This is a genomic window from Kosakonia sp. AG348, assembly GCF_003337365.1.
GTDB lineage: Bacteria > Pseudomonadota > Gammaproteobacteria > Enterobacterales > Enterobacteriaceae > Kosakonia.
Genome location: NZ_QPJR01000002.1, coordinates 661,808 through 676,483, shown reverse-complemented (window position 1 = coordinate 676,483; position 14,676 = coordinate 661,808). Strand labels below are relative to the sequence as shown.

Sequence of the window (14,676 nt, the reverse complement as noted above, 5' to 3'; positions counted from 1 at the left end):
TCTTTTTTCTCATACTTTAGCCGTTTTTATGTTTTTACCTTTCAGGTATTTAAAGTTAATGAGCTTAGGATAGATGATGAATACGATCCCGCATAAGATCCACCAGGTCTACACCCGGGGGATGGCAGCGCTACCGGCAGAGGTGCATGCCTCCATCGACAGTCTCAGGCAATTAAATCCCGGCTGGGAATATTATTTTTACGACGAGAAAAAAATGCTGGCCTATCTGCATGAGCATTATGGTCAGGAGATGCTGGCGTTATATGAAAAAATAAATCCGCAGTATGGCGCTGCGCGCGCGGATTTTTTTCGCTATTTATTGATGTATCGTGAAGGTGGCGTTTATTTAGATATCAAAAGCTCTTGCACTGTTCCGTTTAGCGAAGTTATTCCGCCAGATTGCGAAATATTATTATGTAACTGGGATAATAAACCGCAGGGTTGCGATAATAATATGGGCAAACATGAAGAGCTTGCTTTTCTGAAAAATGGCGAGTACCAGCAATGGAATATTATTGTCGCTCCGGCTTCACCTTATATTAAAGCTGTTATTGATGAGGTCGTTGAGCGGCTTAAACGCTATAAGCCGTGGCGCTATGGTGTCGGAATGCGGGGGGTGTTAAATACCACCGGGCCAATTCCGTTTACGCTGGGTATAGAAAAAGTGCGTAAGTGTGAGCGTTTTCGCCAGCGGGAAAATCACCGTGACGTGGGGCTGGTTTATCGCAATGTCAGTAAAAAAGTCATTAAACAATTTAATGCAAGCCACTACAGCAAATTACGAACGCCTGTTGTTACGTTGACCGGAGCGGATCATTTCTATTATTTACTCTGGCGCGCTTTTGTTTTTCCGTTCTGGCGTTTGAAGAAAAATACGATTAATGAGAGCAGGAAGGTGCTGAGCAAGCTAAAGTCGCGTTGTACCTGAAGGGAAGAGAAAAGTAAAAGAAAGATGGCAGTTTCGACATCAAAACTGCCAGCGAAGATTTTTTGAGATTGTTAAAGCGTATATCCATCACTTGCGCACTTTATAACCTGTAGGCATAAAGTGCGCAAACGCAAATTTTTCTGCGGTTGGATTGATAAAATTTATGATCAGCGTATTAATTCATCACTATTGCTGATTGACCAACCCGGAGCCGTGCCCGGAGCTGGTCATCAGGAGCTATGCCGGGATGCGCTGCTCATGCAGTTTGAAAATTTGCACCATCTCCAGCAGATTCTCAGCCTGCTGCTGCATCGCGTGCGCGGCGGCTGAAGATTCCTGCGACAGCGTAGCGTTCTGCTGCGTGGCGGCATCCATCTGGGTAATAGCGATGTGTACCTGATCGATGCCCGTACTTTGCTCATTACTGGCCAGCGAAATCGTCTCCACTAACTGGCTGACGCGTCCCACGCTTTGCATGATCTCTTCCATGGCGTTACCGGCGTTTTTCACCAGCGTATTGCCTTCATCAATACGACTGACTGAGCGCTGGATCAAATCACTGATCTCTTTCGCCGCTGTCGCGGAACGTTGTGCCAGCGCACGAACTTCAGAGGCGACAACCGCAAAGCCGCGGCCTTCGGTTCCTGCTCGTGCGGCTTCCACGGCAGCGTTCAGCGCCAGGATATTGGTCTGGAAGGCGATACTGTCGATTACGCCAATAATGTTGCTGATTTCGCCGGAGAGCTGATTAATTTCACTCATCGTGGTGACAACTTTTTCCACCACTTCGCCGCCCTGGTTTGCCACACGGGTCGCTTCCCGGGTGATATCGCTGGCAACACGCGAATTCTCGGCGTTGTTTTTTACCACCGAGGTGAGCTCTTCCATCGATGCCGCCGTCTGTTCCAGCGCGCTGGCCTGCGCTTCATTACGCGACGAAAGCTCACGGCTGCCGCTGGCGATTTGCTGCGACGCACCGGCAATCGTTTCGGTGCCGGAACGCACGCCGGTAACGATACGCGTCAGGTTACCGTTCATCTCCTGCAGGGCCTGCATCAGTTCGGCGGTTTCATCGCGCCCGGACACCACGATAGCAGACTGTAAATCACCGGCTGCGACATTGCGGGCAACCGATACCGCCTGTGCCAGCGGGTGAGTGATACTGCGGATCAGCCACCAGGTGATCAGCATGCCGACCATCAACGTGAAGGCCATTACCAGCATGAGCATCAGGCGTGTCTGCTGGTAATGCTCATGATTACTCGCGTCGGTCTGCGCACGGATAAGCTCCGCTTGTTTCAGCGTGCTGGCGACCATCTCATCAATCATCCGTGTCGGTTCACGATCGATTCCTGTCACCAGATGATCGACGCGTTGGGCGCTGGTGGCGTCCTGAACACTGTATTGCTGCAGCGCAGCCAGATAATGGCTTTCCAGTTCAGCATGTAAATTGATGGTCTTGATGGCCTCGGTATTGGGCAGCCCAATTTGCGGCAGCAGTTCGCTGAGCGTTTTCAACAGCGCCTGCGTTTTCTGGCTCTGTTCGACAAAGGCGTTTTTATACTTGTCGAACGCTTGTTGTCCCTGCGTGCCGCGCAGCAGGGTGTTTTTCCACTCCTGCACCTGAATCTTAAACTGCACCTGCGCGTTGCGGGCCGTGTCGATACTCTCCGCAACCACCTTCTCCGTGGCCATGATCTGTTGGTTTTGTACTAATCCGCTGGCGTTAATCGACAACCCGCGAATACCCATAAACAGCGTTGCCAGTAAAAGAATGGCCGCCAGGAAACCGAGCCGTTGCCCGATAGTGAGATGGTTGAGTTTCATCAATCGATACTTCCCATAGTCAGTGAGGCGCAAAAATGAGCGCACACCAGCAATATCGACGGGTTTAAGCACAGCTTTAATGAGGGAAGGGCAGTAAACACGCAGAATTTGAGTTAACTACTTGAAGCGGAATGTGATCGGTTTTTTATGACATTTTCGTGACAAAGCCTGACTGTTGGGAAATACAACAGTCAGGCTAATTTATCGACATTACGAACCGTACAAATGTTGCTGCTGCGGCTCTGTCGCCATCTTCGATAATAAGCGGAACGGTTTGTTATCCGCGAGCCAGGCCGGGATCTCCTCGGGTGATAGCGGACGTGAGAAAAGATAGCCCTGCGCTTCATCGCAGCCGTATTCGGCAAGCATTCGCGCGGTTTCCAGATCTTCAATCCCTTCCGCCAGCACCACATAATGCAACTCTTTGAGCATCATAATGACGTTGCGGGCGATAATCCGGCTGCCGGTGTCAGTGGTGACCTGGCTTACCAGCGAACGGTCGAGCTTAATCACATCGATGGGAATGCGACGTAAATAACTGATATTGCTGTATCCAGCGCCAAAGTCATCCAGCAAAATGGTAAAGCCAAGCAATTTTAAACGATCAAGTTCTTCCAGTGCCGGATCGCTTTCCAGCACTTTCTCGGTCTCCAGGCATTCAATACGGACATCCGAGGTGAACAGCCCGGCGGCCAGCACGTTCTGTTCCAGTTCATCGGCAAATCCGGGGCGCGAAAAATCACTGACCGTGACGTTAATGGACACCGGCAGCAGAATACCTTGCTGTTTCCACTGTTTAAGCTGAGAAATCACCGACTTAATCACCCACTGCGTCAAGTCCGTCATCAGCGTGGTTTTTTCCGCCAGCGCCACAATCACTGCCGGTGAGATCTGTCCCAGTTCCGGGTGCTTCCAGCGTAACAGCGCTTCCACGCCTTCGGTTTTGCCAGAACGCAGCGAAATCTTAGGTTGAAAAACGAGGTAGAGCTGATCGGTGGCTTTGATTGCCTCGCTGAGATCGTAGAGCAGCTTAAAATCTTTATTCCGCTTGTGATCGAGAATCGGGTTGAACTGCAACACCCGGATCTTTTCGCGGATTGATTCATGCAGCGCGCTGATGCCCTGGCGTACAATCTCCTGCACGTTATCATCCTGCGGCGAAAATTTCACATAGCCTGCATGGATCGTCAGATTGATATCAATGTCGCCGGTGATTTTCGCCTTTATTCCAGGCAATTTTTCCGCCCGTTTTGCCAGCGTCAGCGCATAGTCCATATCGACCAGCACAGCGTAGCGCCCGGTGGTGAAAGCATACAGCGTGGTCTCTTCTTTCAGCTTTAAGCGCAAGCGCAGCAGTGGCCCGAAACTGCGCAGCATCTTCTCCAGCGCTTCCACGCCCAGGTAGCGGGATAATTCATACGCGCGCGGCATATCAATACAGTCAAAAATCATCAGGGCGTAGCTGCCGCTCGTTTTTTCCAGCGTCAGTCGCTCCATCTCTTTCACCAGAAACTGACGATTCGGTAAACCGGTGAGGGCATCGATTAACCCAATGGTATAGCAGGATTCAAGATAAACGGTGGCGAGCGCGGCGACGCGGTGGAAATTGGTTATCTGGCGTGATGTTGGCGTATAAATTTCAGGATGACTGACACATAACGTGCCCAGCACCGTGCCGTCTTTATTTATCATTGGTGCCGACGCGTAAAAAAGAATATTGCCGCTTTTTACCAAAGGTTGATGATTAAATCGTTCATCAAGCCGAGTATCGGAACTAATAACGGTCTGGCAACCGTGCAGCGAATATTGGCACATGGTCTGTTCGATACGAATTTTGACGTGCTCAATCGGGATATTCTTAACATATTTGATATATTGATATTCGTCGTCGAATGTTGTGATAAAACATCCTTCGACGCCCATCACTTCACATGCCAGACGCGCAAACTCGGCTAGTGCTGCATCGCGGGATTTATCTTCCTTACTCAGCAGCTCCAGTGCGGCAAGCCGTTTGCTTTCGCTTTTTTTGAGACCAGTGAACATAGCGAGCTCCTGCCCAAATCAATGAGACGGTGGTGTTCTGTTCAGATGACTCCATCATGCGCTTAGGCTTACCGCTTAATAAAAATCCTGACGCGCAATTACCACCAACCGAATTGGGTTCCGGCCACAGCAATAACCGCCACGACGAGCATAATGATGGTTGTCTTTCTCACGAAAACTCCTTTGCTGGCGATAATCGCCAGAAATCAATTGTATAAGAAATAGAAGAAAATGAGATTTTTCTCAAGCCTGTATATCACAGAGATATGCTTAATCGAGACGAATAAAAGGTTTTTTTTCTTTATTCTTCTTCACGTGATACATCGCTTCATCTGCCGCTTGTAACGCACCCTCGGCATCGGTCAATTTCGGGTTGATTTCGATGACGCCCACGCTGGCGCCCGGGTAGAAAATTCGTTTTTCCCCGAGCTGATATTCGCCGGTAATGCGTTTGTCGAGGCTCTTTTTCAGCGACGTTAAATGGATACCTTCCGCCTGCTTCAGCGGCCCGCCCAGGCAGGCGAGTAAAAACTCATCACCGCCAAGACGCCCGACGATATCGTCTTTACCGCGATCCGTCGCCAGCCGTTTACCCACTTCAATCAGAAACTGATCGCCAGCCTCATGTCCCAACTGATCATTGATGCCTTTGAAATTATCGAGATCGATAAAAGCGATAATCACGTGCATTTCCAGATGGCGTGCAAGGGAAAATAGCGCTGCGAGATTTTCGAAGATAGCGCGCCGGTTGGGTAGCCCGGTCAGCGCATCGGTATAGGAGTAGGCGATCAGCGCCGCGTTAGCTTCGCGCAACTGATCAACGAGACTCTCTTTTTCAATGAATTGCGCAATCAGCCTGGCAAACAGTCGCAGGACCTGTTTACCACGCATGCTCAGCGATTTTCTGGCATGGCTGGCAGCGCATAACGTGCCATAAAGCGAACCGTCGGCCAGATGAACCGGGGTACTTAAATAGGTGGTGATGCCCAGCGCCTGCGCCGCTTCGCAATCTTTCCAGCGGTTGGCTACGTCATTGCTGAACGGGCAGCCATCATCCAGTGCGCGTTTGCACAGGCTATCGCCCCACGGCAGGGAGAACCCTTCCGGGATATCAAGCTGTTTACTGTTGCGGGAATAGACAATGTGCTGCAGGCGGGGGTTGTCACTAATTTTCGTTAAGTACGTCGATTCCATATCTGTCACCATTTCCAGCATTTCAAGAAACTGGCGAACTAGCCCTTCAAGCGAGTGTTCTTTTGACAGCGTTTCAGAGACACGGGCAAGAATGAAATCGGACATGACTTTTTTACTCCTGTGCCCTGGTGATATGGACATTAAAGCTGAAGATTTTATGGCGCGTCATTAAATCATGAAAAAAACATGATTTACATATCGTAGCGGGGTGGCATTAAAAAGTTGCAGGCGAGAACGAAAAAAAGCCCCGTTGATGAAGCGGGGCAAAAACTCATTGATTACGGAATGATGTTCTCTGGTCATGGGTGAGAACGAGGCTAACTATACCCGCTGAAAGTGCAGTAAGAATGGAGAAATCATGGAGATATCGCTGTTGCATGGCTATGCTGGAAAGCGGTTTACAGGCGATTTAAGGAAAAAAAGATGCGTTATTGGTTACTGGCGTTACCTGTTGTTCTCGCGGCGTGTTCTGCCACACAGCCTGAATCTCCCCGCCCCCCACAAATCGGTATGGCTAACCCGGCGGCGGTTTACTGCCAGCAGCGGGGCGGCGAGCGCGTGCCGGTGCAAAGCCCACAAGGCGTACGCACCGAGTGCAAATTGCCGGGCGGCGAAGTGATCGATGAATGGGCGCTGTGGCGGCGCGATCACCCGTAATTGCACCACGTGACAATCGCCGGGTCGCCAGGGTACACTTCTCTCTCAGAATTATCCTATTTTCAGCTGGCGCGGGAGCGCATGAGAGAAGCATGTTCCAGTTACGTCCGGGCAGCCCGGCTTTAATTATCGGTGCCCAAACCGCCAATGGCCGCAGCAATATTGGCAAATCCGTTGAGCTTTTTGGGCTGTGTCAGCCCGGCGAGCGTTTTCTTAATCCGGTGAACGGCGTGGTAACAGAAATGCCACGTAATGCCATGCGTGCGCTGTGGCTGGTGACCGGCGATGTGACCGCTTTTGATGGTCAGCATGGCTTCGCGTTTGTGCGCGCCGAACATCTGATGCCGCTGCAGCCGGACAGCGAACCTCAGGATGTGCGCGAGCGCGTTATCGGTTAAGCCAGCGAGCGCAGCCACTGAGCCAGCACCAGCGCGTGGTTCTGCTCACTGTTTTTTGCCGCGTATAACAGCGTCACGGTACCTTTTTTCCCGCGTGCCGCCAGCGTTTTTCCTGCCTCTTCCTGCGCGGCAAGTTCCTGACGGTAGCTTTCACTGAACGCGGCAAAATCAATGGCTTCGCCGTGAAACGCTTTGCGCAGTTCTGTTGATGGTGCCAGCGTTTTATTCCATTCATCGCAGGCCAAATCCGTTTTCCTGATGCCGCGCGGCCAGAGCCTGTCGACTAACACCCGATAGCCGTCGTCATCGGCGGCGGGATCATATACCCGTTTGCACTGGATCATTGTGACCTCTCCATCTCTTCAATCCACGCCACCAGCGCCGGTAATTGCCGATCGGAAAAGACGCGAATGCCGTGTTCTTCCAGTAGCGCGGCCGCTACGCCCATACCTTGCCGACGCGTGCCGCTAAAGGTTCCATTATAGATAAACTGGCTGCCGCAGGTGGGGCTGCCATCGGTGAGCAGGGCTGCGCGACATCCCGCGTTCTGCGCAGCCTGCAGCGCCAGCCAGGCGGCTAACTGATAGTGTGCGGTAACGTCCCGCCCATCGTTTTCGACAATCCGCGCCTGTTCACGCATCACGTCTGCGCCGTGGCCGGCGATAATTTCCGCCGGTCTTCGCGGCACGGGTAAACCGGCGGCCAGTTCCGGACAGTGGATCACCAGACGATCTTCCTGCTGCCAGCGTCGTAGCGCCTCATGTAGCGCCGCTTTAGCACTGCCGTTGTAACGCACGTTGAAACCCATCAGGCACGCGCTGACAAGAATTTTAGTTTGGTGCATCTCATTTGCCCTAATGCCTTGCCGGAAAACTATTTTTTCATAATTTTGCATGATATATGCCTGCTGATTTTAAGGTGTTGTGATTACATTAAAAGACAGCTAATGTGATATTCCTTATGTTATTCGTTATCCGCTCCGGCATAAGGACACTTTCATGCATCACATTCCTCCGAAAAAAACATTACGCATCGCATTGGTCGGCGATTACAGCCACGATGTTGTTGCACATCAGGCGATCCCACTGGCGATTGATGATGCCGCTGCCGTGCTGGAAATCACCGCGGATTACGACTGGTTACCCACCAGCGAAATCAACAGCGATGAAGATCTGGTTGGCTATGACGCCATCTGGGTTGTACCGGGAAGCCCCTATAAAAACGCCAATGGCGCCTTTATCGCCATTAAATACGCACGTGAAAACGCGGTGCCGTTCCTCGGGACGTGCGGCGGCTTCCAGCATGCGGTCATTGAATATGCCCGCAATGTTCTGGGCTGGGCAGATGCGGCGCACGCCGAAACGGAAAACGTCGGCCGGATGGTGATCACGCCGCTGACCTGTGCGCTGGTGGACCAAAACGGTGCTATCGAACTGCGACCTAACACGTTAATTGCCCGCGCTTATGGTCGTGAACTGATTGAAGAAGCCTACCGGTGCAGCTTTGGCGTAGCAGAAGAGTTTGCCCGCGAGCTGGAAAGCGGCGATCTGCGGGTTACCGGTTGGGATGAAGACGGAGAGATCCGTGCTGTGGAGCTGGTGACGCACCCGTTTTTTGTTGCCACCTTGTTCCAGCATGAACGCGCGGCGCTCGCCGGGCGTCCGGTACCGCTGGTTCAGGCGATGTTGCGCGCGGCATGTGAATAAAAAAACAGGCCTGCGGGCCTGTTTTTTTTCTACCTCTGAATCCCCTCCGGAAGCGGTGGTGAGTGGCTGGCACGCCTTACGCCATTTCGCGATCGCGCCCGGCGAATGCCCCGCAAACCGCCATAACCACCGATAACACAGCACAGGCCAGCAGCGGAAGATGCCAGTCGCCGCTGGCATCATGAATTTTCCCCATTAGCGGCGGCCCGCAAGCCGCCAGCAGATAACCGACCGATTGCGCCATACCGGAAAGCGCGGCAGCCTGGTGAGCGGAGCTGGCACGCAGACCGATAAACGTTAACCCGAGGATCATCGTCGCGCCGGAGCCAAAGCCAAAAACAAGGGTCCAGAGCGTGGCATGTTCCGGTACCAGCCACAATCCCAGTGAACCGACAGCACACAGCAGCGCGACCACGACAGCGATACCGCGCTGATCTTTCAACCGGTGCAGAACCAGCGGCACCAGCAGCCCCGGCATTGCTGTCGCCAGTTGCAGAATGCCATGTACTGATCCCGCCTGCGCTTCACTGAAGCCGTGCGCTATCAGAATCGACGGCAGCCAGCCAATGACGATGTAATAGATTAATGAGTTGATCCCTAAAAACAGTGTGACCTGCCAGGCAAGCCAGGAGCGCCAGATCCTGCGACTATGCAGCGCGCCGGCGTTACTGAGTGCCGCAGGTGCGCCGTGGCACAGCCGGGGGAGCCACAGCAACAGCGCCAGTAACGGAAAGATCATCAGCATCAATAATGCGCCATGCCAGCCTGCACCGTATTGCGCCAGCGGCACAACGACCGACGAGCCGAGCGCCGCCGCTGCGCCCATAGTGAGTGAGTAAGCGCCTGTCAGTTTCGCCACATGTTGGGCGAAGTCGCGTTTTATTATCCCCGGCAGCAGCACGTTGCCGAGTGCGATCCCGCAACCGATGATCGCTGTACCCGTAAACAGCAGCAGTGCTGAGGGCAGGGAACGAAGGGCGATACCAAGGCAAATCAGCACCATCGCCGCGAACAGGCTGCGTTCCATGCCGAAACGGCGCGCCACACCGGCCGCCAGTGGCGATATCAAGGCAAAAGCCAGCAGTGGCAGGGTGGTGAGCATTCCGGTTTGCGCGGTGGTTAACCCATATTCCGCGCGAATCGCATCCAGCAGCGGCGCTGCGCCAGTAAAGGTGACGCGCAGCGTGGTGGCAATCATCAGGATCCCGGCAATCAGCAGCACGCTTTGCTTACCGCGGGAGGGGAGGCTGTTAGTCATTGTCTTCTCTAAAAAAATAACAGGCCGCTACGATAACGTTTTTTTCTCCGGTTTGAATCAAGCTAGAATGACACTTTATCGCTAAAGTCGGACAAATTAATGCACGGACTTGGGCTCGGCGGTTACGATCCGGATAGCCAGCAGGAAATGGCGGTGGCGTTCAGCATCACCGTTGAAGAGAGTGAACAATTGATCCCGGCGCATCACCATCGCAAAGGGCAACTCATTCTGGCGTTGAAAGGCGCGATTACCTGCGAGGTCGAACATGCCCGCTGGATGGTGCCGCCGCATCATGCGATGTGGCTTCCCGGGCAGGTGCTGCACAGTAACCGCGCGACGGCAAATGCGCAGCTCTGTTTCCTGTTTATTGAACCCTGGTCGGTGGTGATGCCGGATCACTGCTGTACGCTCAAAGTTTCGGCACTGGTACGCGAATTGATCCTCACATTAGCCACGCGCACGCCTGCCCAGCGGCGGCAACCCGCCACCCAGCGGCTGGTGCAGGTGCTGTTTGATGAACTGCCGGCACAGCCGCAAATGCACTTACAGCTTCCGGTTTCCGCACACCCGAAGATCCGCCAGATGGTCGACAGCATGGAAAGCAACCCGGCAGACAGGCAGACACTGGCGCAGTGGGCGCAGGTGTTTGCCATGAGTGAGCGCAATCTGGCGCGGCTGGTTGTCAGGGAAACGGGGTTAAGCTTTCGTCGCTGGCGGCACCAGATGCAGCTGATCCTCGCGTTACGGTTATTAATTGACGGCCATCCGGTGCAGCATATTGCGCAGGCGCTCGGGTATGACTCGACGACCGCGTTTATCACCATGTTTAAAAAGGGGCTTGGGCAGACGCCGGGGCGTTACCTGGCGGCGCTCGGCGAAGCGTGACATTTTCTGCTCTCTATTCCGTTGTTTTTATGTGGATTTGGCATGTTTGTTCTGCCAGGACGGGCAAGATAAGCAGTAAGTATGGGAGGTTTGTTTTTAATAACTTTTACGGATAATCAATGCACTTTTTGATATTTGTCTGATGAATAAGGTTGTGTGACCTTAGCGCTGCGTTAACACAATAACAGGGCATAAGGATTAGCATGGCAACCTCATCACATACGAAAAAAACAGGCGCAATCAGCGCCCTGGCGCTGCTTTCAGCGCTCTCTTTTTCCGCGCACGCGGACAAACTGGCGGATATCAAAGCCGCAGGCGTGGTCAAAGTGGCGACCTTTGATGCCAACCCACCGTTCGGCGCTATCGATGCGAAATCCCATGACATCGTGGGTTATGACGTCGATTTTGCCAAAGCGCTGGCAAAAAGCCTCGGCGTAAAACTGCAACTGGTGGCGACGAACCCGGCGAACCGCATTCCGCTGCTGCAATCCGGCAAAGTGGATTTGATCGTTGCGGATATCACCATCACCCCGGAACGCGCGCAGGTGATCGACTTCTCCACGCCGTATTTTGTCACCGGCCAGCAATTCCTCGTACCGGCTACTGCGGCCGATAAGCTGGACGCCTACAGCAAAGCGCGCATTGGCGCGGTTAAAGGCACCACTGGCGAGCAGACGCTGCACCAGCGTTTCCCGCAATCTCGCGTGCTGGCTTATGACGATATCCCGCTGGCGCTGACCGCGTTGCGTAACGGCAACGTGCAGGCCATCACTCAGGACAGCACCATTCTGGCCGGTTTGCTGGCGGAAGCGCCGGATAAAGCGAAATTCAAAATCCTGCCGGACTTGTTGTCCAAAGAGGAGATCGGTGTCGGTGTGAGTAAAGGTGAAACCGCATTGCTCAACGCGGTGAATACTGAACTGGTCAACCTTGAGAAAAACGGCGAAGCGGCAAAAATCTACGATACCTGGTTTGGTCCGCAAACCAAAACGCCCGCTCCACGCAGCTTTACCATAGAAGCGAAGTAACTATGCTGGCAGGTCTGTTTTCTACCTCTGTGGCGGATGCCACAGAGGTGTTGCCCGTGGCGAAAGGCACGGTGGAGTTTCGCCAGGCGAGCAAACGCTACGGCGACAACGTGGTATTAAAGTCGATTGATTTACAGGTTGCCGCCGGCGAGGTGTTGGCGGTGTGTGGGCCTTCGGGTTCCGGTAAATCAACGCTTATCCGTTTGATTAACCAGCTCGAAACCCTGAGCGGCGGGGAGATCTATGTTGACGGTCAGCCGACCAGCCAACTGAAAGGGCGCCAGCTTCGCGAGTTGCGCCGCCATGTCGGTTTCGTTTTTCAGCAGTTTAATCTTTATGCCCACCTCAACGCGCTGGATAACATTACGCTGGCGTTACGCCGTATTCACGGCAAAAGCGCCGCCGAGGCGCAGGCCATCGCGCTGGCGCTACTGGCGCGCGTTGGTTTGCAGGATAAAGCGCATCACTATCCGGCGCAGCTTTCCGGCGGGCAACAGCAACGCGTGGCAATCGCCCGCACGCTGGCCGCCGATCCGCATATCATTCTGTTTGATGAGCCAACCTCGGCGCTTGATCCGGAGATGATCGGCGAAGTGTTGCAGGTGATGAAATCGCTGGCGCACAGCGGCATTACGCTGATGGTGGTGACCCATGAGATGCAGTTTGCCCGTGAAATCGCCGATCGCGTGATCTTTATCGACGGGGGCGAAATCCTTGAGCAGGCAGCACCGGCGCAATTCTTTTCTGCCCCGCAGCACCCGCGCGCGCAGCGCTTTTTACAGAAAGTGCTCAACCCGCTGCACGCGGATAGCAAGGAGTTGTAATGGCGCTGCATCTCGACTGGGCGGGCGTGCTGACCGGGCAGCCCGCACAATGGATCATTTCCGGTTTTCTTACCACCATCTGGGTTACCGTGGCGGGAACCGTACTGGCGACGGTATTAACGATACTGCTGCTGGCGCTGCGTCTGACCGGTGGCAAGGTCGGGCGAGGCGCGGTGGCGGCGTGGGTATCGCTGTTTCGCAATACGCCGCTTCTGGTGCAGCTATTGTTCTGGTATTTCGCCGCCTGGAATGTGTTGCCGCAGAGTTTCCGCCAGTACGTTAACGACGATCACGCGTTCAGTATTTTGCCAGGCGATGTCTGGTGGTTGACGCCAGAGTTTCTCTCGTCGGCCTGGGCGCTGGGGCTGTTTACCGCTGCCTTTCTGGTTGAAGAGATCCAGGCGGGTTTGCACGCGGTGCCGCGTGGACAGGTTGAAGCCGCGCAATCGCAGGGGTTTAGCCCGCTGGCGTTGTTCCGCTGGGTGCTGCTGCCGCAGGGACTACAAAATGCCTGGCAGCCGGTAGTGGGGCAGTATCTGAATCTGATGAAGCTCTCTTCGCTGGCGACCGGTATCGGGCTGGGGGAATTAACCTACCAGACCCGGCAGATCGAGAGTTTTAACGCCCACGCGCTGGAAGCGTTTGCCATCGGCAGCGCGCTCTATTTACTGCTGGGGCTGGTGATGAGCGTGTTGTTCAACCTGCCACGTAACGGGCGGGCGCAGCGCCGTGCAGCGGAGGGGCAACATGATCGCTAATATCACCGTGATCACCGATAACCTCGATTACTTACTGTGGGGGCGAGCGGCGCAGGGCGAGCCGGGCGGGGTACTGTTATCGCTGCTGATGACCGTCGGCGCGGCGATTCTGGCGTTTCCCGGTGGTGTGCTGCTGGCGTGCTGCGCATGGCGGTTTCGCGGCTGGCCACGCAAAGTGCTCTTTCTCTGGGCGGAGCTGATTCGCGGCATTCCGCTGATCTTCGTGATCTTCTGGCTGTGGTTTTTACTGCCATGGTTAACCGGTGCCGATCTCCCCGGTGCGGTGACCGTAACGCTGGCGCTGGCGTGGTTTACCTCGGCGGCGGTGATGTATTCGACCCTTGCCGCGCTTGGGGCGCTGCCGAAAGGGCAGTACGAAGCCGCGCTCAGTAGCGGGTTTGGCAGTGCGCAAATCCTGTGGCTGGTGCTGTTGCCGCAGGCATTACGCAACGCGTTGCCGTCGTTTATCGGTTTGCTTATCGCGCTGCTGAAAGACACCTCGCTGGCGTTTATTGTCAACGTACCGGAACTGACGACAGTCGCAGGCCAGGTGAATAACCGGGTGCAGGTCTATCCTGCCGCGCTGTTTGTCTTTACCGGCCTGGTCTATTACCTGCTGTGCAGCGCGCTGGAGTTTACGGTCAAACAGTGGCAGCGGCGTCACTCACTGCCGGCCAATTAGCAGCGAAACCAACCCGGCAGCAATCAGTGGCCCGACCGGAACGCCCCGGAACAGGGCCACACCCAACACGGTGCCGACCAGTAATCCCGCCACCAGCGACGGTTGTGAACTCATCAACGTTACGCCGCGTCCACCCAGCCACGAGACAAAAACACCAACCGCAATCGCCACCAGCGATTTCCAGTTCACAAACGAGTGCAGCAGCGTCGAGGGCGGCAATGAGCCGCTGGCGATCGGCGCCATCACGCCAATGGTGAGGATAATAATGCCAACGGTCAGCCCCTGCTTTTCAATCCACGGAAAGAAGGTATTGAGCGGGGTGATGCGCACAATGATCAACACCAGAATAGAGACCGCAACGGTGGTGTTATGGCTGACAAAACCCAGCGTCGCGAGCGCCAGCAGAATAAACAGCGTGGTATCAAACATCAGAAATTCCTTGCCAACAAAGAAACCTGTTTACTCTACGCATAAACCGGTGATGAAAC

At 54.2% G+C, this 14,676-nt stretch carries 17 protein-coding genes; 9 read left to right on the top strand and 8 right to left on the bottom strand.

The genetic code is table 11. The features are described 5' to 3' along the window. Positions 1–121: 121 nt before the first annotated feature. Positions 122–928 carry a glycosyltransferase family 32 protein gene (locus tag DFO56_RS06970; protein WP_233500382.1) on the top strand — a complete coding sequence of 269 codons (807 nt, stop codon included), beginning with the start codon at positions 122–124 and terminating at the stop codon, positions 926–928. A 237-nt stretch (positions 929–1,165) separates the two neighbouring features. Here DFO56_RS06970 and DFO56_RS06965 read toward each other — a convergent pair whose 3' ends face one another. The 4 genes from DFO56_RS06965 to DFO56_RS06950 all read right to left on the bottom strand — a co-directional run bounded on the left by DFO56_RS06965 (position 1,166) and on the right by DFO56_RS06950 (position 6,097). Continuing rightward, positions 1,166–2,755, bottom strand: coding sequence for a methyl-accepting chemotaxis protein (locus DFO56_RS06965; protein WP_045511621.1), 1,590 nt, complete (start codon positions 2,753–2,755; stop codon positions 1,166–1,168). Positions 2,756–2,965: 210 nt separating this feature from the next. Further along, on the bottom strand, positions 2,966–4,798 hold the full coding sequence (locus DFO56_RS06960) for an EAL domain-containing protein (RefSeq protein ID WP_045511613.1): 1,833 nt from the start codon (positions 4,796–4,798) through the stop codon (positions 2,966–2,968). Between the two features lie 98 nt (positions 4,799–4,896). After that, on the bottom strand, positions 4,897–4,950 hold the full coding sequence (locus DFO56_RS25130; protein WP_071925284.1) for a hypothetical protein: 54 nt from the start codon (positions 4,948–4,950) through the stop codon (positions 4,897–4,899). A 118-nt stretch (positions 4,951–5,068) separates the two neighbouring features. Further along, positions 5,069–6,097 (bottom strand): sensor domain-containing diguanylate cyclase, encoded by a 1,029-nt coding sequence (locus tag DFO56_RS06950; protein WP_045511611.1) that lies wholly within the window; start codon positions 6,095–6,097, stop codon positions 5,069–5,071. 318 nt (positions 6,098–6,415) lie between these two features. Here DFO56_RS06950 and DFO56_RS06945 point away from each other — a divergent pair, with 318 nt between their 5' ends. Both DFO56_RS06945 and DFO56_RS06940 read left to right on the top strand, forming a co-directional pair. Continuing rightward, on the top strand, positions 6,416–6,649 hold the full coding sequence (locus DFO56_RS06945) for a DUF333 domain-containing protein (RefSeq protein WP_020454050.1): 234 nt from the start codon (positions 6,416–6,418) through the stop codon (positions 6,647–6,649). A gap of 92 nt (positions 6,650–6,741) precedes the next feature. Next, on the top strand, positions 6,742–7,047 hold the full coding sequence (locus DFO56_RS06940; protein ID WP_045511608.1) for a hypothetical protein: 306 nt from the start codon (positions 6,742–6,744) through the stop codon (positions 7,045–7,047). On the opposite strand, the gene DFO56_RS06935 is transcribed toward DFO56_RS06940, so the two are convergent. Then, positions 7,044–7,391, bottom strand: a complete 348-nt coding sequence (locus DFO56_RS06935) for a DUF488 domain-containing protein (RefSeq protein WP_020454048.1) — start codon at positions 7,389–7,391, stop codon at positions 7,044–7,046. The two genes, DFO56_RS06940 and DFO56_RS06935, sit on opposite strands and share 4 nt — an antisense overlap. Next, positions 7,388–7,891: a DUF523 domain-containing protein gene (locus tag DFO56_RS06930; protein WP_045511650.1), complete on the bottom strand. Its 504-nt coding sequence runs from the start codon at positions 7,889–7,891 to the stop codon at positions 7,388–7,390. The genes DFO56_RS06935 and DFO56_RS06930 overlap by 4 nt, the downstream gene beginning before the upstream one ends. A gap of 154 nt (positions 7,892–8,045) precedes the next feature. Between DFO56_RS06930 and DFO56_RS06925 the strand changes: the two genes are divergently transcribed. Then, positions 8,046–8,753 (top strand): CTP synthase, encoded by a 708-nt coding sequence (locus DFO56_RS06925; protein WP_020454046.1) that lies wholly within the window; start codon positions 8,046–8,048, stop codon positions 8,751–8,753. 76 nt (positions 8,754–8,829) lie between these two features. On the opposite strand, the gene DFO56_RS06920 is transcribed toward DFO56_RS06925, so the two are convergent. Next, positions 8,830–10,011, bottom strand: a complete 1,182-nt coding sequence (locus DFO56_RS06920) for a CynX/NimT family MFS transporter (RefSeq protein WP_045511606.1) — start codon at positions 10,009–10,011, stop codon at positions 8,830–8,832. A 99-nt stretch (positions 10,012–10,110) separates the two neighbouring features. Between DFO56_RS06920 and DFO56_RS06915 the strand changes: the two genes are divergently transcribed. From DFO56_RS06915 to DFO56_RS06895, 5 genes are all read left to right on the top strand, one after another. Further along, positions 10,111–10,896: a helix-turn-helix domain-containing protein gene (locus DFO56_RS06915; RefSeq protein ID WP_020454044.1), complete on the top strand. Its 786-nt coding sequence runs from the start codon at positions 10,111–10,113 to the stop codon at positions 10,894–10,896. A gap of 203 nt (positions 10,897–11,099) precedes the next feature. Continuing rightward, positions 11,100–11,924 carry an ABC transporter substrate-binding protein gene (locus DFO56_RS06910; protein ID WP_045511604.1) on the top strand — a complete coding sequence of 275 codons (825 nt, stop codon included), beginning with the start codon at positions 11,100–11,102 and terminating at the stop codon, positions 11,922–11,924. 2 nt (positions 11,925–11,926) lie between these two features. Beyond that, complete coding sequence (locus DFO56_RS06905; protein WP_020454042.1) at positions 11,927–12,748, top strand: amino acid ABC transporter ATP-binding protein; 822 nt, start codon at positions 11,927–11,929, stop codon at positions 12,746–12,748. Beyond that, positions 12,748–13,506 carry an amino acid ABC transporter permease gene (locus tag DFO56_RS06900; protein WP_045511602.1) on the top strand — a complete coding sequence of 253 codons (759 nt, stop codon included), beginning with the start codon at positions 12,748–12,750 and terminating at the stop codon, positions 13,504–13,506. The genes DFO56_RS06905 and DFO56_RS06900 overlap by 1 nt, the downstream gene beginning before the upstream one ends. After that, entirely contained in the window at positions 13,496–14,188 is a 693-nt protein-coding gene (locus DFO56_RS06895; RefSeq protein WP_045511600.1) for an amino acid ABC transporter permease, read from the top strand. Before DFO56_RS06900 ends, DFO56_RS06895 begins: the two co-directional genes overlap by 11 nt. Here DFO56_RS06895 and DFO56_RS06890 read toward each other — a convergent pair. Then, positions 14,171–14,617, bottom strand: a complete 447-nt coding sequence (locus tag DFO56_RS06890) for a DUF441 domain-containing protein (protein WP_045511598.1) — start codon at positions 14,615–14,617, stop codon at positions 14,171–14,173. The two genes, DFO56_RS06895 and DFO56_RS06890, sit on opposite strands and share 18 nt — an antisense overlap. Between the last annotated feature and the right edge of the window lie 59 nt (positions 14,618–14,676).